Here is an 18,083-nt window from a genome sequence, read left to right on the forward strand (position 1 = left end):
AAGGCAGCATTATGTGTAGTTCGTTCCATCGTTAACCCGGGTCACGTAAAGGTCGGATATTGTTGATCGAGTGATTGAATTTTAATGCCTCGAAGTAGTTCGATTTGCTCATAGCTTTTTGAGTTGGCCTCGTTTAAGGCAAGGAGATACATCCGAAACGCGATGCGATTCAGTTTGCTCAATGGGCCCTCAGTATCAAGAACTCGGGGTTCCCACTGAGCAGGAAAAACTATTAATAATCAACAGCGTTCGATGTATTCAACTTAAGTACGGAAGCTATCCACCAGATGTTTGAGTCGGCTGGCTTGTTGCTCAAGGTCATCACAGGCGAGCAAGGTGGCCTGGAGATTCTCCACGCCTTCTTGGTTGAGGGATTTGATCTCGGTGATGTCCATATTCAACGAGTCGATTACAGCGGTCTGCTCTTCAGTAGCAGTGGCTACAGACTGATTTATGCCATCAATTTCGCCAATACGCTGAGTAACGCTCCCTAGTCGCTCGCCAGCCTGGTTGGCGATAACCACACCTTCATGGCTATAGCGCTCGCTTTCGCTCATGGTGCAAACCGCCTCACGAGCGCCGACCTGAAGCTCCTCAATCATCGTATGAATTTCTTGTGCCGATATCTGAGTGCGGTAGGCAAGACTGCGTACTTCATCCGCCACCACAGCGAAACCGCGACCTGCCTCGCCCGCCCGCGCAGCCTCGATAGCGGCGTTGAGCGCTAGTAGGTTGGTCTGTTCGGAAATGCCCTTGATCACTTCAAGGATCCGACCAATGCTCACCGTCTTACCATTAAGCGTCTCTATGTTGCTGCAGGATGCACGAATTTTTCCTGACAACTCGTTCATGGCGTTGATCGTCTGAGCTACCACTTGCCGGCCACCCTCAGCCTGAAGGCGTGCATCTGACGCCTGAAGTGAGGCATCACCGGCATTACACGCGATTTCCTGAGCGGCTGCACCCAGCTCGTTGATCGCTGCTGCAATGCTGTTGGTGCGATTGGCCTGTTCGTCGGAATTTGCTATGGATGAGCTGGAGGCAAACATCACTCGCTTTGCCACTTCGTTGACTTGTTCGGTCGCTGATGAGACTTCGCGTATTGAATGTTGGATTCGCTCCACGAAAAGGTTGAAGTCGCTGGCCAATTCTCCAAACTCATCTTGAGAATGCACGGCCAAACGTCGGGTCAGGTCCCCCTCCCCCTGGGCTATATCGCGCATGGCTTTGCCCATTAACCTCAGAGGTTGCATCAGTACGCGGATTAGCATGCCCAGTAGAAGCAACGTGATTAGCACGGCAATCAGAGTGGCGAAAATAGCTGAAGCACGGAAATCGCCTAACGCCTGGTAGGCTTTTTTCTTGTCGATGGACAAACCGATATACCAGTTGACCGAGGGCAGCCCCTTGATCGGCGAGAACATCAGAATATAAGGAACACCCGCCTGCTCAGTCTCACTGAAATGGGTGCTGATAGCGGGTGTGTCTTGCGGATAGATATCGATAAGATTTTTCATCACCAAGTCTTTATCCGGGTGAGCAAGTATCTTGCCGTCGGCACTGACCAGGAAGGCATAACCGATGCCGCCCAGATCGAGCGAACTGACAATTTTCGCCAGGGTATCCAAAGTCAGGTCACCACCGACCACACCGAGAGGTTGGTTTCCATGGTGAACCGGAGTAGCGATGGTCATCATCAACTGGCCAGTGGATGCATCCAGGTACGGCTCAGTCAAAGTCGTACCACCAGCTGCCATCGCATCCTTGTACCAAGGCCGGGTACGCGGGTCATAATCGGCGGGCAATTCGTCTTTTGGTCGCATCGCAAAGCTGCCGTCGATACCCCCAAGATAGGTGAAGTTAAATGTTGAAAGCAGCGTCTTCTGTTCCAGCAGGCGCACCACACTGTCCGGCGTATTGTCGCTGGCAACAGTCTGAGCGACGGTGTCTATCAGCAAAACACGTCCAGACAGCCAAGCTTGGACATTGCTTGCAGCAATTTTGCTCATCCCCTCAAGGTGGCTTTCGAGGTTTGTATGTATAGCGTCACGCTGAAAATAATCGTTGTACAGTGTGAATAATGAGAATGCTGCAATGACTACGAGCGATGCGGCGAGCAGAACTTTGTGGCTGAACCTTAAGTGGACAGTCATTGGAAATTTACCCGAGATTAAAAATTTCTGTTTTTATTATTTAACTCCAACCGCAGGCCATTAAGACCTGCGCCAGTTCATCTCATGCGTAGCCCGTATCTTTTACACTACACCGCTAGTCGTGGTGTGTGGACGAATGTTTAACAACAGCCAATTCAGGGTAGGCAACCAGTTTGTCGATACACAGGTCCTCATTCTCCAACCAAACTTCCGTAAGCGCACGATAGTGCTTCATATCTGTACAGTGCATACGCAGGCTGTAGTCGAACGGACCACTGATAAGATGGCATTCCAAGACCTGAGAACAGCTATCTACACATGCTTCGAAGGCTTTTTGTGCAGTGCGCCGATTCTGGCTCGATATAGCGACCAATACCTGTAGTGACAATCCCGGTGAGACCTTTTGCACATCGATGAACGCACCATAACCGCGAATCACCCCTAGCCTCTCCAACTTGCGTACGCGTTCCTGGCAAGGGCTTGCGGTCAGGTGCACAAGTGTTGCTAGTTTCTGGTACGTGATGCGCCCGTCATGGCGTAATACGTCAATGATAGCCTCATCAATACGCCCCAATGTTCGTGAAAAATCGGGATTTTTTTCCTTCCTTTTCATTGTTAACTCTATTCACTTCAGTCCATTAGACAGAAATTGTTGAAGGCGCTCGCTGCGCGGGTTATCCAGAATCTCTGCCCCACCCTGCTCCTCGACTCGGCCTTGATGCAGAAACAGTAACTGGCTCGACACCTTGCGGGCAAAGCTCATTTCGTGGGTCACCATGATCATGGTCCGGCCTTCTTCGGCCAGGCCCTGAATCACCTTTAGTACTTCGCCCACCAGTTCAGGATCCAGCGCCGACGTCGGTTCGTCGAACAGCAGAACTTCCGGCTCCATCGCTAATGCTCGTGCAATCGCCACTCGCTGTTGCTGACCGCCAGAGAGAAATGCTGGAAACTGCTCCGCAACGCGCGCTGGCAGCCCCACCTTGTCCAGATAACGTCGGGCACGATCTTCGGCATCTTTTTTGCTGACACCCAGCACCCGGCGCGGGGCCATCGTGATGTTTTCCAGAACGGTCATGTGGCCCCACAGATTGAAGTGCTGGAAGACCATGGCTAGACGGGTGCGCAGCCTTTGCAACTCAGCGGCATCGGCCACCTGCATGCCATGATGGTTTTTGACCATGCGAATCTGCTTGCCGTCCAGGCTCATGGCTCCGTCATTGGGTGTTTCGAGAAAGTTGATGCAGCGCAGGAAGGTACTTTTGCCTGACCCACTGGCGCCGATCAAACTGATCACATCACCAGTTTTGGCTTTCAGAGATACGCCCTTGAGTACTTCGTGGTTACCGTAACTCTTGTGCAGTTCTTCAACAGTCAATTTGTACATGTGCGCAATCATCCTCTAAGGGAAAATGTGGCGTCGCTGTGCAGCTGTGACAGCCGGCGACAAAGCCCGAGGCCTAATGAGCGGCCATATGGAGTACCAAGCCCTAATGAGCCGGACCAAGGAAAGCCAACCAACGGCGCTCGGCGATGCGGAATAGTCCGACAAGCGCGAAGGTAACCACCAAGTAAATCAGCGCAGTAATACCGAACGAATGAAAGGTCAGAAAGGTCGCCGAGTTGGCGTCGCGAGCAACTTTCAGAATGTCCGGGACGGTTGCAGTGAAGGCCACGGTGGTCGAATGCAGCATCAGAATTACTTCGTTGCTGTAGTACGGCAACGAGCGACGTAGCGCCGATGGCATGATCACGTAGGCATAGAGCTTCCAACCTGTCAGGCCATAGGCCTTCGCAGCTTCGACTTCGCCATGGGCCATGTTGCGAATTGCTCCGGCGAAAATCTCCGTGGTGTAAGCGCAGGTGTTCAGCGCAAACGCAAGGATGGTGCAGTTCATCGCGTCGCGAAAAAATGCATCGAGCACCGGTTGTGCACGAACTGCAGCCAGGCTGTAGATCCCGGTGTAGCAAATCAGCAACTGGATATAGAGCGGCGTTCCCCGAAACAGGTAGGTGTAGAACTGTACGGGCCAGCGTAGGTAACACTTGGATGAAACCCGGGCAATGGATAACGGGACCGACACCAAAAATCCGATGAAGATTGAGGCACTGAGCAACCACAAAGTCATGGCTAGCCCCGTGATCTGGTGGCCGTCGCTATAGAGAAAAGGCTTCCAGTAATCCTGCAAGAGTTCGATCATCGTACAGCCTCCCGGGAACCTGCCGCATAACGCCGTTCCAACCAACGCAAGACATAGTTTGAAGTACTGGTAATCACCAAATAAATAAGCGCTGCCAAGACCAGAAAATAGAACAATTGATAGGTGCTTTTACCAGCGTCCTGGGCTGCCTTTACCAAGTCAGCAAGGCCTATGATCGACACCAGTGCAGTGGCTTTGAGGATGACCATCCAGTTATTACCAATACCCGGTAAAGCAAAACGCATCATTTGCGGGAAGACCACAAAGCGAAAGCGCTGAGTGCGACTTAAGCCATAGGCGGTGGCCGCTTCCACCTGTCCACGGGGCACGGCTAGCATCGCCCCGCGAAAAGTCTCAGTGAAATAGGCCCCGTAGATAAACCCCAGCGTGATGATCCCGGCAACAAACGGATTGATCTCTATGTATTCCCAATCCAGTGCCTGCGTGATCCCGGTCAACCAGGTTTGCAGGCTGTAAAAGATCAGTAGCATCAGCACTAGGTCCGGCACCCCGCGAATCAGGGTAGTGTAGAGCTGTGCTGGGATTCGCAGGAGTTTGACACTGGAAAGTTTGGCACTGGCCCCGATAAGACCAAGCAGCACGCTCAACAGCAGCGAGAGTATTGACAACTTGACGGTCATCCAGGCGCCCTCCAGCAACAGAGGACCGAACCCTTTCATGCTGTATATGGAGAGCCCGAGGGCCTGCAACAGTATTTCGAACATAATTCAGGAACCTATCGCGATAATAAAGCGCCCGCCCCAAGGACGGGCACCCGGGCCTTACTTGCCGCTATAGAGATTCAGATCACCGAAGTGTTTTTTCTGGATTAAGTCATAGGTACCGTCATCGTGTAACGCTTGGATGCCCTTATCCAAAAAGGCCTTGAGGTCTTTGTTACCTTTAGAGATACCAATAGCTGTTTTGGCTGGCAGTAACTCGCTGTCAACGGGCTTGCTGACTTCATAACCAGTGCCTTGGGGGGAATTCAAAAAACCCAGCTGAGCTTGCAGCATGTCCTGGATCGCCGCATCGAGGCGACCGGAAACCAGGTCGTAGTAAACCTGATCCTGGTTCTGATAGGCCTGAGTTTTGACACCAGCCTTATCCAGAACCGCTTTGGCATAGGCTTCCTGGATACTTCCTTGCAAATAGCCTACGGTCTTGCCCTTAAGGGAAGTAACCTCTTCGCTCAGACCAGAGTTTTTCTTGAACACATAAGAGGTTGCGCCGGAGAACAGCTCATTTGAGAAGTCAATGACTTTCTCGCGGGCTGGGGTCACCGTCATGGAAGAGAGAATGCCATCGAATTTGTTGGCCTTCAGGCCAGGAATCGTGCCGTCGAAATCGCTCTCGACCCACGTACATTTGACCTTCAATTTGGCACAGATTGCATTACCCAGATCGATATCAAACCCCGTAAGACTACCATCTGCGGCTTTAGATTCGAATGGTGCGTAAGAAGCATCAACGCCAAAACGCAGTTCTTTGTACTCCTTGGCCAGAGCGACATTTGCGCAAAGTGGGAAAAGTGCTAACACGAAGAGCTTTCGAAGCGAAATCATATGAGAATCCCTAGATGTTGTAGTTTGATTAAGGGCAGTGAACGATTTGACGACTTTAACGATTCTTCTTTCGGCAACTACATTTCGGATATAAACCCCCGCAATAGTTGCATTACTGCACACCCATTTAAGAGCTGTGGCAAGCGTTACGCAATCAACGGCAATAGAAATTTAGCTATACACCTCCTAAGCAATTTTATATTCACTCATAATCAAGACCTCATGTCCTGGTACTGGACACTGATAGTACGCCGATGGCTCGCTCATCCAAATATGGCAAACAGATCAATGTTATGAGCAAACCGCTCGTAACAGAGAGCAATCTGCTTGACTGAAAACCTGCTTTGCAAAGGTAAACAAAAAATCAGCGCATGAACCCCCTCAGGAAATGCTGAGGCGTCACTCCAACTCTTATCATTTATTTTCTAACCGAAACAGAAAAAATCAAGCTGAAGCCAGCTTCATCATTAGAAGACCGCTGACAATTAAGACAGCTGCGACAACTCGCATAAGGCTGGCAGGTTCCCCTAGAAAGATGATACCCACTGCAAACGCGCCAACAGCACCAATGCCAGTCCAAATTGTATAAGCAGTACCAAGCGGTAGACTTCTCATGGAAAATGATAGGAGCGCAAAACTTGCCATTAGCATGACCAAGGTAACAACAGACGGCCCAAGCTTGGTCATACCTTCAGATTGCTTCATGGAGAAAGCCCAAACAACTTCAAGTACCCCTGCAAATATTAAACATATCCAAGCCATGATAAGCCTCCATTGAAAGATCCGTCACGACCAAGACGAATACAACCTACAAGTATTGGGGCCGCGCCCCTGAAAATAAAAACAATGGATCGGGCTCTTAAAAAAGCCCCCGCTGGTACGGGGGCAAAGGAGGGTTACCGACCAGACCATATTTTGAGCAATGCCGTACATCCAACGCTAAAGGTGCCACCAATTTTTTTGCGTTCAGATCATTTGAATGTCTCGTCCAAGGCCAGGGAAATATCTTTGATCAAATCGTCCGGATCTTCGAGCCCCACCGAAAACCGAAGGTGACCGTAGGTACGGAACTCTTCAGGGTACTTGTCAAAGCCGCCTCGGCCTTCCGCACCCACATGAACGATGAGGGACTCATCGTGCCCGAGGGATACTGCAGAAGTGATGATGCGCAGATTCGAAACGAACCGATTCTGAGTATCCGGATCGCCCTTTACTGCAAAAGCCATCATCGCCCCATATCCCTTGCCTGCAAATTGCCGACGGGCTAGTTCATGCTGCGGGTGGGACGGAAGCCCCGGATAGTAGATATAGGCTATACGATCATCCGAATTGAGAAACTCAGCCAATTTTTCAGCCGTATTTAGAAGTTGTTTCAGTCGCAGAGGCAGCGTGACTGAACCGCGCATTATCATCCAGGCGTTAAATGGAGAGATGGTCGCGCCGAGGTCAACAAGAGCGTCATTCTTGATCTTGGTAATCATCTGAGTGGAACCGATAACCACCCCGCCCATGGCATCACCATGGCCATTGATATACTTCGTCAGAGAGTGGACGACCAGGTCGACCCCGTGCTGACTGGCACGGAAAAACGGAGGTGGAGTGAAAGTAGCATCGACGGAAATCAGTGCCCCGTGTGCATGGGCAATTTCAGCCAGCGCAGCGATATCTGCAACCTTAGTGGTTGGATTAGCAATCGTCTCGGTATGGATCAGTTTGGTATTAGGGCGGATCGCTTGGCGAACAGCCTCTAGGTCACCTACGTCGACAAATGTGGCTTCAATGCCATAACGCTCAGGCAAAAGCTCCGCGAAAAGACGCCATACAGCCTGATACGTAATATCACTGACAATGACGTGGTCACCGCTTTTCAAGAAAGAGAAAAACACTGAATGCAAAGCGGCTACGCCGGTAGCAAATACAACCGCAGCCTCGCAGCCTTCGAGTGCAGCAAGTTTCTTTTCAAGGCATACCTGGTTATGCCCCTGGTTCCGCGTGTACACAAGGCCGTCTGGGCTAGACCAGTCCATCGTGGCCGGATCTTCAGGCAAGAGATAAGAGTTAGCCATTACCAGCGGAGTGCGAACAGCACCAGTAGTGGTGTCGGTTACGTTACCACCATGAACTGCGAGTGTAGCCGCCGAAAGTGTGGACAGATTCTTTTTGTCAGGACGCATGTCTATTTCCTCCAAAGTTATTTTTTGTTGGGTGTCATTGATTCTGAAGGTGAGTGAAAGAAGGACGGTTGGTCTGATCTGCTCGGACCAATTCTTGATTTTCGTCAAAGACTAATTCACCACTCTCAATTGCACGAACACGGCCACGAACCATGTACCAACCAACAACAAGGGCGGTGGCATAAAACGGCAGCGAAGCAATCGAGTACGTACCTACGGGATAATCGAATGCGATAAGAACCAGAACCAAACCGAAGAACCCCAAAGTCGCGTAACCACTGTAAGGCGCAAACGGCATTCGAAACCCCGGACGCTCCAGATCACCTTGCTGGGAGTATTTGAAGAGCTTGATCTGACACAGGACGATTGTTGACCACGAACCGATCAACATAACGGCAGTGAGTGTCAGCGCGATTTCAAAGGCTTCCCCCGGAACAATGGCGTTAAGTACGACACCAATTAGTGAAGCAACGGTCGTCAGCATGATGCCAGCGAACGGAACACCTTGACGGTTCATCTTGGCCAGGAAGCTAGGGGCTGATCCGTTGATTGCCAGCGAGCGAAGCACCCGGCCAGTGGAGTAAATGCCAGCGTTCAGAGAAGACACGGCCGCGGTAATCAAGACCATGTTCATAATCGCGTCTGCACCCTTGATCCCCAGCGAGCCGAAGAAAGTCACAAACGGGCTTACCCCCGCCGAGTACGCTGTGTGGGGGAGCAGCATTGCCAACAGCAATACAGAACCAACGTAAAAAACAATAATGCGGAAAACAACTGCCCGAATGGCTTTCGGCATGACTGTAGCGACGTCTTGGGCTTCGCCAGCTGCAGTACCAACCAACTCCACACTGCCATACGCAAATATCACCCCCTGGATCATGATTACGGCGGGCAAGAGGCCTGATGGGAACCAACCGCCATTGTCAGAAATCAGTTTGAATCCGACCTCATGGCCTGGCAGCGGAGTGCCGAACAGCACCATGTAAATGCCGATCCCAAGGAAGGTCGTTAATGCAGCCACCTTGATCAGGGCAAACCAGAATTCGAGTTCACCAAAAATTTTTACCGAGACAAGGTTAATCGCAGTAACAAAACCCAATGCTCCCAGTGCCAAGGACCATTGAGGGATGTCGCCCATGAAAGGGACATAGGCTTTGAAGAAATTCAGGTAGAGCGCTGTCGCTGTGAGATCTGCAATGGCAACCATTACCCAGTCAGTCCAGTACATCCATCCCACGGCAAAAGCCCATTTCTCACCGTAGAACTCTCGAGCATAGGAGACGAACGAGCCCGAGGATGGGCGATACATCACCAGTTCGCCCATAGCCCGAATGATGAACCACGCAAAAAAGCCACAGATTGCATAGACAAACACAAGCGAGGGTCCGGCTTCGGCGAGTCGTGCGCCTGCGCCCATGAATAGACCACTTCCGATTGCCCCCCCTATGGCAATCATCTGAACCTGGCGAGGCTTGAGCACCTTTTGATAGCCCGCATCTTCTGCGCTGAAGTCTCTCTTTCGAGTTACACCAGACGATGGCACGCGTGTGGGATTAAGATCATTCACACTCATTTTGTTACCTTTTATTGTTGTATTGGGCAAGGCTCTACCGACCAGAAGAGCCTTGCCGAGGACCCGATTTAATCCTAGGGATTCACATCGATCCTTTAATCAACTTCCGCCAACACCGTTTAAGCAGATCACTTTTGGTTGCGTCATATCTTCATACGCGAAACGCACACCTTCACGCCCCATGCTGCCGTATTTTGAACCACCAAATGGCATTGCATCAAAACGATAGTCAGATGAGTCATTAATCATGACGCCGCCGGCTTCGAGTCGTTTAGCTGCTTTCATGGCGACATTCAAATTGCTGGTGAAAATACCCGCATGCAAACTGTATTCTGGTTCATTAGCCAGTGTCAGCGCCTCATCAAGCGAGGCCACGCGTTGAAGAATGACAACCGGACTAAATACTTCCTCACACCAAACTTTACAGCTTTGGCTAACATTCTCCAGGACCGTCGGAGAGTAAAGCGAGCCTTGGCGTATATTACCAAATAACAGGTTAGCCCCTTTATCCATTGCCTCGATAACTACTTCTTCAGTGCGTTTTGCAGCAGCTTCAGTAATCATTGGCCCAACATCCGTGCTTTCGTCAGCAGGATTTCCCACGACTAAAGCACTTGTCTTCACAACGAATTTCTTTTTGAACTCCTCATATATTGTCTCTTCAACAAGAATTCGTTGGGTACCGATACAATTTTGCCCGGCCGCCCAAAAAGCGCCTGATACACAGGACTCAACGGCTTCATTCAGATCACAATCGCCCATGACGATAACCGGGGCATTGCCCCCCAAATCCATCGCCAGTTTTTTAAGGCCTGCATTGCGAGAGATCTGCTCACCGGTAACAAAACCGCCCGTGAAGGAAACCATACGTACCGCTCGATGAGCGACCAGTGCCTTGCCCAGCGCAGCCCCCCCAGTTGCAATGGACACGACCGCAGGAGGGAGACCCGCAGCGTTCAGGCAAGCCACCAGCTTAATGGCAGATAACGGAGAGAGCTCAGAGGGTTTGAGTACAACAGCATTACCGCCAGCGATCGCAGGCCCCAACTTGTGAGCGACCAAGTTGAGTGGGTCGTTGTATGGGGTAATTGCAACAATTACCCCCAAAGGCTCCCGAGTAAACCATCCCTGACGGGACTCAGATCCTACATAGGAGTCAAACGGAATCACTTCGCCAGCATTACGCTTGGCCTCCTCAGCGGACAGTTTCAGCGTATTGACGCAGCGTAAAACCTCCTTTCTCGCCTGCTTGATCGTTTTTCCCGACTCGGCAACAATCAGACTGGCAAACGCCTCCTTGTCGCTCTCAACCAAAGCAGCGGTTTTTTCCAGTATGCGAGCACGTTCGTGCCTTGGAAGTTCTTTGGCAATCAGCGCACCAAGCTTCGCCGTATCAATGATCGCAGTGGCAAATGAAGCGGGTATGTCCGTCACCTCTCCAACTGCAGCGCCATCATACGGACTCAAAACTGTTATGGTTTTATAATCAACAGCGAGCGAAAGACTCAAGCTATTCATGATCACTTACCTATCTTAGTTTTGTTCTTGTGAATGCTGACGATATCCGAGAGTAAGGCGAATGCTGTTTCAAACCGACCTGCACCCGCTCCGACAACCGTTACCGGGCCCAGAACATTTGTATTAAATGTAATTGCATTCGTTGCACCACTCACACCGGCCAGTGCGTCCCCCTGAGGCAACAATTGAGGACTAACAGATGCAGTGATGGAGCCATTGCTCATTTTTTCCGCGCTGCCAATTAGTTTCCACCGGGCATTGGCTTTCGTTGCTTCGGCGATATCTTTTGACGTGATCCCCGAGATGCCTTTGCAAAGGACATCGCTCGGAGTCAACTTCGCCCCCAGAAGCTCATTCGCCAAAATGACTACTTTAAGACGAACATCATGCCCTTCCACGTCTGCAGTGGGGTCAGCTTCTGCGTAACCGAGTTCCTGAGCCTTGGCGACTGCATCAGAGAAGTCGAGACCTTCTTCCATGCTAGAAAGTACGAAATTGGACGTACCATTCAAGATGCCCTTAAACCCGCTGATTTCCGAGCCGGCCAGCGACTCTTTAGCCAGACGAATGACGGGGGTGCCGCTCATTACCGAGCCTTCAAACTCGAATTGGGCACCGGTGCTTCTGGCCAATGCTTTCAGGCTTTCAGCGTGCAACGCCACCGGCCCTTTGTTGGTGGTGACCACACTGATACCTTTTTCCAGAGCCCAGCGACAGAAAGTCGTAGCTGGCTCTCCGTCTACAGGGTTGGTGAACGTCGCCTCGGCGATAAGATCGGCCCCCGAGAAACGGATAACCGTCTCATTTGCAGGCTCAGCACTGCCCGCTGGCAATGTTCTAAACCCCCCTTTTACAGCAGGAACTGCGGCCAATTCGTGGGCATCCAACCCGTTCTTGTTGATGATGGAGCCAAAGTAAAGATCACTGACACCAACAATTTTTAGCTTAAAACCAAATTCATTAGCCCAGTGCTCGTTCTTATCTGCAATGAGCTGCGTCAACGCACGGTTTACACCACCAAAACCAAGCAAAGCAATTTTATATTCAGTCACGACATGGGCCTCATTGTTATGTTTTCGGTACTGAAATACTAAACTGCAGCAGTGCTCATACGAATATGGCAAACCGATCATTGTTGCGAGCAAAATGCTCGCAGGAGAGAGCGTTTTGATTTCCTAGCAACCTACTTCGTGCAAGACAATACAAAAGACGTAACCGTATTCAGAACTCCTGGCAACGTGGATATGTCGCTCCAGACCCGATGAATACAATCCGAACTTGCCGCTTCAACTGTCACTACGATATCCAGGTCACCACTCATTACATTGCAGGACACGACCTCAGGCATTGAGACAATTGAACGCACTACTTCAGCACCACGCATTCGGTCTTTTCGATACACAAAAATAAGGGCATTAATTGGCGCAACCTCGGAAGGTGGCCCACCTTTGATTATGGTATAACCCCTGATATATCCGTCCCGCTCCAACCGTTCAATCCTGAGCCTGACAGCATTCCTAGACAAATTAACTTTCATGGCAATGTCGTTATGCGCAAGTCGAGCATTACGAGTAAGCTCTTCCAGTATTTTTTCATCCGTCTTATCTAAAACGCGCTTCATCTCTAACTCCAGGATTATAGCGAGCGAGACTTCGTGTCTTGGGATATCGTCTTGATGAGTTCCGTAAGGATGCCAACATCATTGGAAATTGAAATGCATTCGTCATTAGAGAAGGGGTGAGCACTCACCACACTCATTGGAGATTGAACATCGGCTTCAGCCAGAACTGAGGCAGAGCTTGAAGGATGCGTCGTGGCCAAGCAGATCATTGGTGTCAGTAAGCTACGCCTGTTAATTCGCGCAGCTCGTAATCCAATCGCGGTATTAGGACTGATCAAGTAACCACTTTTAACAAAGACTTCATGAATACAGGAAAATGCCTCTGCATCCTCTACCGCCAAAGAATCAAATAGCTTTCGCGCCTCTAACCACTCATCCTGTTCCAGTTGAATTTGGCCATCCGTCTCTAGTAGCTCCATATTTCTAGCCACTTTATCACTGCACCTATTGAGAATGCTCCATTGCAGCCGCTCGAAATTAGAGGCTAACGACACATTCATGCAAGGCGTGTTGGTAATACGAATCTCATTACGCCTATAGAGGTTAGACTGAAGAAAGTCATGCAAACCCGCATTGGTATTCGTTGCTACAATTAGCTGCCTGATGGGCAACCCCATTTCCCTTGCAATATAGCCTGCATAGAGAGCACCAAAATTTCCGGTAGGCACACTGAACGCCACCTCTCTTTTAGGCGCACCTAATTGAAGCGACGAGTAGAAGTAGAAGGACAGATGCGCCAGCACCCTCACCCAACTCACCGAATTGAAAGATATTAATTGTTGACCTGTTTCGTTAATGCCTCTGTGAAATTTTTCGCACAGCTGATGACAATCGGCGTAATCACCCTCAACCAAGATATTTACAACATTTTCTTCGGCAGCGCCTAATAAGCGACGCCGATGTTCATCTGTTATTCCTCTGGAAGGATGCAGAACAATCACAGTCACACCTTCCATGCCATTGAAGGCTTTGATGGCCGCGACACCGGTGTCTCCACCAGTGCAGCCAACGACAAGCGCTTTCTTTCCGGACTTTAGTAAAGAGTATTCAACCAGACGAGACATCAATTGGAGACCGAAGTCTTGATAGACCCCTGCCGGACCATGGAATAGTTCTAATACCCACTCATTGGTAGCCGTCTGATAGAGCGGCGCAACGGCGTTACTTTTAAAACGGTCAAATGTCTCCTCAAGAATTCGAGACAGTTCATTTTGAGGGATATAGTCACCTAGGAACGGCTCGATCACATGACGTGCCAGTTCGTGAAATGGTAGCCATTCAAGCTTCAGGAGATCATCGCTTTTGAAGCGAGGAACCTTGCTAGGAACGAAAAGCCCACCATCCGGTGCGTACGCCCCCATGAGGACCTCGCTGAACTCGAATTCTTTACCAGGCGTCCGTGTGCTGACGTACTTCATGATTTGAGACACCCTCTCGCCTTTTCTGAGCCTTCCACCCGTAAGGCGGCGCCCTGCTGAAATTCAGTGCTGCAGTGAGCCTTTCCTGTGAAATGTGAGGCCTTCTTCTGAAGCGTTGAGCGAGATCATCGTCATCTGCAAACGCAGATGGTGAGGGGTCGCACATCACCCGCGCCAGGCCAATCACCCATCACTCAGCTACCACACGGCCACTTTCGTCGCTTGCCGTTCAAGCTACCAACTATTGACTAAAAAAGTCAATATAGTGACTATCCCATCTATCCGACCGTGCACGGCTATCCCCCCTGCGGGAAGGAGCCCTATCCGCATTCCCATCAGAAGGTCCAGGGCAGCCAGAAAATTAGAAATCCAGGAGAACGCCATGAGTGCCACGAACCTTCTTCATTCGCTTTACAAATACAAGGCATGGTCTGAGGAGGAACTGTTCAAGTGCTTGAAAGCCCCCGCGGCAAAAAAATTTCCAACCGAAATGGAGGAAGCACTCTACTGGCTAGCCCATATCAATATTGTTGACCAACTGTTCATTGCCAGACTGCAGGGAAAACCGGATGAATTTGACTCCATCCTGACCGAACAGAAACAAGACCTAGGTCGACTGGAAGAGTGCTTTTCTTCAGCGAATCAATGGTTTGTGAACTACACCCAGTCGATCACTGCAATCGAACTGTCTGATCCGGTTGCGTTTATTTTCAAGGATGGAAAACCAGGCAACATGACGAAAGAGCAGGTTCTTGCACACGTGCTATCACACGGATTGCAGCATCGAGGAAGTGTGGCGACTATCTTGCCTCGTGAGCTCCTGCTGGATCACAAGGACCATTTCACAACGTTTTTGAAGCTCTAGGCACTGATGGGCCGGCCCATGTATGGCGATGATACGTAATAGGAAATCTTTCGATGTTCTGCATACCCGATCAAGCACCAGTTGCCCCCAATATGACGAGCGCTGGATGCATAAAAGGAACCTGAGACAATTCCGCTCAAATGTCGAACGAGGCTTCGGTGTGATTCAAACTGAGTAAGCCGGCCTGCCGGCCCGAAGCAGCGATCTCAAAAAAATGCCTCAGCAAGCCACCTTCTGCTGAGGCGTCCTCACTGCAAAGAAAATTCATAAGTGCCTACGATTTTTATGAGGAGCGTGTCACGAATAGAAATGCTCCTTTATTTCAGTAGGCGCCTTTTTGTAAGTGGGAAGGAAGATGCTAAATGTCTTTATTATCAGCGCACTCAAGCATGGCTAATCCAATTCCTCGCTCATTACGCGAGACCAAAGCATCGCCAGCACCTCGGATATCACGGGCTTCCTCATCCTGACCGAGCTTGAATTTCCCCACCAGCCTCGTGATTTCGATCTCGACCCCTACAATTTTTTTCAGCATGGCATCTATGTACTCCTTGGGACTATCGGTCATTTTCCAAGGTGTGGGCTGAGTTGCTTCATGAGACTTGGTCAGCTTTGCTACGACACGACGCACGTACTGTGCATCATCGTGAAACGTCACACGACCAAATGCGTGCACGACCCGGTAGTTCCAAGTGGGGACTTGCTGATGGAAATCCTGTTTGCTCGGATACCATTGCGGCGATATATACGCATCTTGAGCTCGAAATATCACCAACACCTCACTGCCCTGGGCGACTTCATGCCATAGGGGGTTATTCCGCGCCACATGCGCCTGCAGCACCCCAAGCGCTCCGCTGCGGAGTACAAGTTCAAAAGGTAGGTGATTGGCGTCAATCCCATCACCCGAACAAGTGACAAGTGACCCAAGCGGATTTCGCATAATGACTTCTTGCAAAACGCCAACACGAGACTCTTCAAACTGAGGGGGGATGTACATTTACTTTGCTCCTATAACTGATCTGCTCGCTCAACATTAGGGCCACTGCGCCGGTCAAAGCCGACTAAACATCGGCCCTACCGCGCCTGCTGAGCTGTATCATTGTAAAGATGCAGCTTGGCGTTTCGGATGCATTCGCAGCACTTACTGCTCAGCTCAGTTCGAGCTCGTCGATCACCGCAGCAATTTGCTGACGCCCTGCTCCACTGATGGTTCTGAGTGGCAATGGCAAGCTCGGAGAGTGGGTGAATCCACGAAGCTCGGCCGCCGTTGCAACAACGCGCAAGCTTCCCCCAAATTGTGTAAAGAGGGCCCATAGAGGCTTCAAAGATTCGGAAAGGCGAGTCGCTTCTTTGGCGTTACCCGACAACGCAGCACGCGTGATTGCCAGGGCTGTTTTCGGGAACAAGCCCCCAATGACGGAGTACCAGACCTGACAGCCTGCGTTCAATCCAGTAGCAGCAAATACATCCCCGCTTACCCCGATCGTTACGTGCTCCGGAATCAGTGCCCGAAGGCGATCGACTCGTGCCTTGGCCTGATCTGGTGCTTCAGGAACGCCAGGGATCTTGATCGAGTGCACATTCGGCAGGTGGGCAATGCGCCCGTGAAGCTCATCAGTAAATTCGAAATGGGTGGTGCCGGGGTTGTCATAGACGCATAGCGGGACGGAGATATTGGCGGTGACCGTTTCGTACAGGGAAAAAACATCTTCAGCTGTTAGCTTCTGATAGGAAACGGGTGGCAGCAACAATGCCTTGACTCCCACCTTCTGCGCATCCTCTGCCAGCAACAGCACATCACGCGTCCGCAGCGACCCAATACTTACCATGACGGGAACATTCCCGGCTGCCTCTACTGCCAACTGCGTAACTCGTGAGCGTTCAATCCGAGAAAGGTACGCATAGCTTCCTGTAGATCCGAGCGCACCGATAGAATCCACTTTTGCAGCCACCAGTTGCTCCACAAGGCGAGCAAATGCTCCTTCATCCACACCCTGCTCATTCATTGGCGTCAAAGGAAATGCACTAAGACCGGTAAACATAGTTCAGGACTCCATTGTGCGATTCTGCAATTAGATCACCACAGGACGGACGGACTCCGAAGCATACATCGCTCAATAATCGACACCATGCGCCATGGAGATTTCTTCGATTCAGCTGCAGGCTTTTTCAAGGTGATGTGGGGGGGCATGAATGCCACCGATAAAAAGGCTGCGTGCGAGGCGAAATTGGACATAACCCCGTATGCATCCACACAAGCAGCCCGTACCCTCTCGCTTATGTACTAATTGGCACCTGGACCGATAAGCACACTCTCAATCTGAGCGCCTGGCATCATCAGTTGCAGGCCTTCTATCAGCTTGTCACCCGCTTCAGTCAATGCCTCGAGCGGCATTGTCGGCAGACTTTCCAGAATGAACCACATGTGCTTCGCGTCTGCACTGAGCCGTGTTCTGACACCCTGTCGCCAATTCCAACGACGGCAAGTCACCCCTTTATCGTCCCGCCAAACAACCTCGCCAGAATCAGGATATTCGTGGGCTGGAGCGCCTTCTTTCATGGTGTCGAAAGGTTCCGATCCATCAGCAACAGCGAGTCGCGGCGAGCCCACATAGGCTTCGACGTTCTCACCGCCGACCGGAACTGCGTATTCAATGCTGATGGCGTTATAGAGATCAACCACTGGATCGATACTCGGCAGACTGCCGTCACGCAGGACCCGTTTGCGAAGAGCTTCAGCTGAGCAAGGGGTGCGCTGCGGCTTGGCACCGAATTTTCGGAAGAGATCCGCCCAAGCGGTCAGGTGAGCGTCTGCCCACAGTGCACCACCCGCCGTGACTGATTGACAGGCTCGAGCCAAAGCGTCCTTGCCAATATCTGGATTGGCGATTGGTGCAGCTTCGACCACAATGCTGAGCGCTCTGAACTCAGGTGCCAAATTGATTACGTCTTGGTCGATTGACGGCAGTACGGACAGCATCAGAGAATCCCTTTA

Annotated in this window: 17 protein-coding genes; 1 reads left to right on the plus strand and 16 read right to left on the minus strand. The window is 50.9% G+C overall.

The window, feature by feature from the left end; translation table 11 throughout:
- Positions 1-263: 263 nt before the first annotated feature.
- From AABM52_RS19875 to AABM52_RS19935, 13 genes are all read right to left on the minus strand, one after another.
- Positions 264-2,153 carry a methyl-accepting chemotaxis protein gene (locus AABM52_RS19875; RefSeq protein ID WP_218497846.1) on the minus strand — a complete coding sequence of 630 codons (1,890 nt, stop codon included), beginning with the start codon at positions 2,151-2,153 and terminating at the stop codon, positions 264-266.
- A 115-nt stretch (positions 2,154-2,268) separates the two neighbouring features.
- Positions 2,269-2,766, minus strand: coding sequence for an Lrp/AsnC family transcriptional regulator (locus tag AABM52_RS19880; protein ID WP_064676935.1), 498 nt, complete (start codon positions 2,764-2,766; stop codon positions 2,269-2,271).
- 12 nt (positions 2,767-2,778) lie between these two features.
- Complete coding sequence (locus AABM52_RS19885) at positions 2,779-3,540, minus strand: ABC transporter ATP-binding protein (protein WP_024777150.1); 762 nt, start codon at positions 3,538-3,540, stop codon at positions 2,779-2,781.
- 103 nt (positions 3,541-3,643) lie between these two features.
- A complete protein-coding gene (locus AABM52_RS19890) occupies positions 3,644-4,354 on the minus strand; it encodes an ABC transporter permease (RefSeq protein ID WP_218497844.1) in 711 nt (236 codons plus the stop codon).
- Positions 4,351-5,079 carry an ABC transporter permease gene (locus AABM52_RS19895; RefSeq protein ID WP_218497843.1) on the minus strand — a complete coding sequence of 243 codons (729 nt, stop codon included), beginning with the start codon at positions 5,077-5,079 and terminating at the stop codon, positions 4,351-4,353. Before AABM52_RS19895 ends, AABM52_RS19890 begins: the two co-directional genes overlap by 4 nt.
- 57 nt (positions 5,080-5,136) lie before the next feature.
- The gene (locus AABM52_RS19900; protein ID WP_218497842.1) at positions 5,137-5,919 is read right to left on the minus strand and encodes a transporter substrate-binding domain-containing protein; all 783 of its coding nucleotides are present in this window, start codon (positions 5,917-5,919) and stop codon (positions 5,137-5,139) included.
- 444 nt (positions 5,920-6,363) lie between these two features.
- A complete protein-coding gene (locus AABM52_RS19905; protein WP_218497841.1) occupies positions 6,364-6,681 on the minus strand; it encodes a multidrug efflux SMR transporter in 318 nt (105 codons plus the stop codon).
- 209 nt (positions 6,682-6,890) lie between these two features.
- Complete coding sequence (locus AABM52_RS19910) at positions 6,891-8,093, minus strand: PLP-dependent aspartate aminotransferase family protein (protein WP_024777145.1); 1,203 nt, start codon at positions 8,091-8,093, stop codon at positions 6,891-6,893.
- Positions 8,094-8,127: 34 nt separating this feature from the next.
- Positions 8,128-9,666 (minus strand): amino acid permease, encoded by a 1,539-nt coding sequence (locus tag AABM52_RS19915; protein ID WP_218497840.1) that lies wholly within the window; start codon positions 9,664-9,666, stop codon positions 8,128-8,130.
- Between the two features lie 99 nt (positions 9,667-9,765).
- The gene (locus AABM52_RS19920) at positions 9,766-11,184 is read right to left on the minus strand and encodes an aldehyde dehydrogenase family protein (protein WP_218497839.1); all 1,419 of its coding nucleotides are present in this window, start codon (positions 11,182-11,184) and stop codon (positions 9,766-9,768) included.
- Between the two features lie 2 nt (positions 11,185-11,186).
- A complete protein-coding gene (locus AABM52_RS19925) occupies positions 11,187-12,236 on the minus strand; it encodes a homoserine dehydrogenase (protein ID WP_123722605.1) in 1,050 nt (349 codons plus the stop codon).
- 131 nt (positions 12,237-12,367) lie between these two features.
- Positions 12,368-12,805, minus strand: a complete 438-nt coding sequence (locus AABM52_RS19930) for an Lrp/AsnC family transcriptional regulator (RefSeq protein WP_218497838.1) — start codon at positions 12,803-12,805, stop codon at positions 12,368-12,370.
- A gap of 14 nt (positions 12,806-12,819) precedes the next feature.
- Positions 12,820-14,223: a pyridoxal-phosphate dependent enzyme gene (locus tag AABM52_RS19935; protein WP_218497837.1), complete on the minus strand. Its 1,404-nt coding sequence runs from the start codon at positions 14,221-14,223 to the stop codon at positions 12,820-12,822.
- A 382-nt stretch (positions 14,224-14,605) separates the two neighbouring features.
- Between AABM52_RS19935 and AABM52_RS19940 the strand changes: the two genes are divergently transcribed.
- A complete protein-coding gene (locus AABM52_RS19940) occupies positions 14,606-15,088 on the plus strand; it encodes a DinB family protein (RefSeq protein WP_024777140.1) in 483 nt (160 codons plus the stop codon).
- A 358-nt stretch (positions 15,089-15,446) separates the two neighbouring features.
- Here the strand turns inward: AABM52_RS19940 and AABM52_RS19945 are convergent, their stop codons facing one another.
- The 3 genes from AABM52_RS19945 to AABM52_RS19955 form a co-directional block, all read right to left on the minus strand.
- Positions 15,447-16,085 carry an FMN-binding negative transcriptional regulator gene (locus AABM52_RS19945; protein WP_090454472.1) on the minus strand — a complete coding sequence of 213 codons (639 nt, stop codon included), beginning with the start codon at positions 16,083-16,085 and terminating at the stop codon, positions 15,447-15,449.
- A gap of 151 nt (positions 16,086-16,236) precedes the next feature.
- Entirely contained in the window at positions 16,237-17,130 is an 894-nt protein-coding gene (locus tag AABM52_RS19950; RefSeq protein WP_095153003.1) for a dihydrodipicolinate synthase family protein, read from the minus strand.
- Between the two features lie 242 nt (positions 17,131-17,372).
- Positions 17,373-18,068, minus strand: a complete 696-nt coding sequence (locus AABM52_RS19955; protein ID WP_218497836.1) for a B3/4 domain-containing protein — start codon at positions 18,066-18,068, stop codon at positions 17,373-17,375.
- Positions 18,069-18,083: the final 15 nt, after the last annotated feature.

Origin of the sequence: Pseudomonas grandcourensis (assembly GCF_039909015.1) — a bacterium.
GTDB lineage: Bacteria > Pseudomonadota > Gammaproteobacteria > Pseudomonadales > Pseudomonadaceae > Aquipseudomonas > Aquipseudomonas grandcourensis.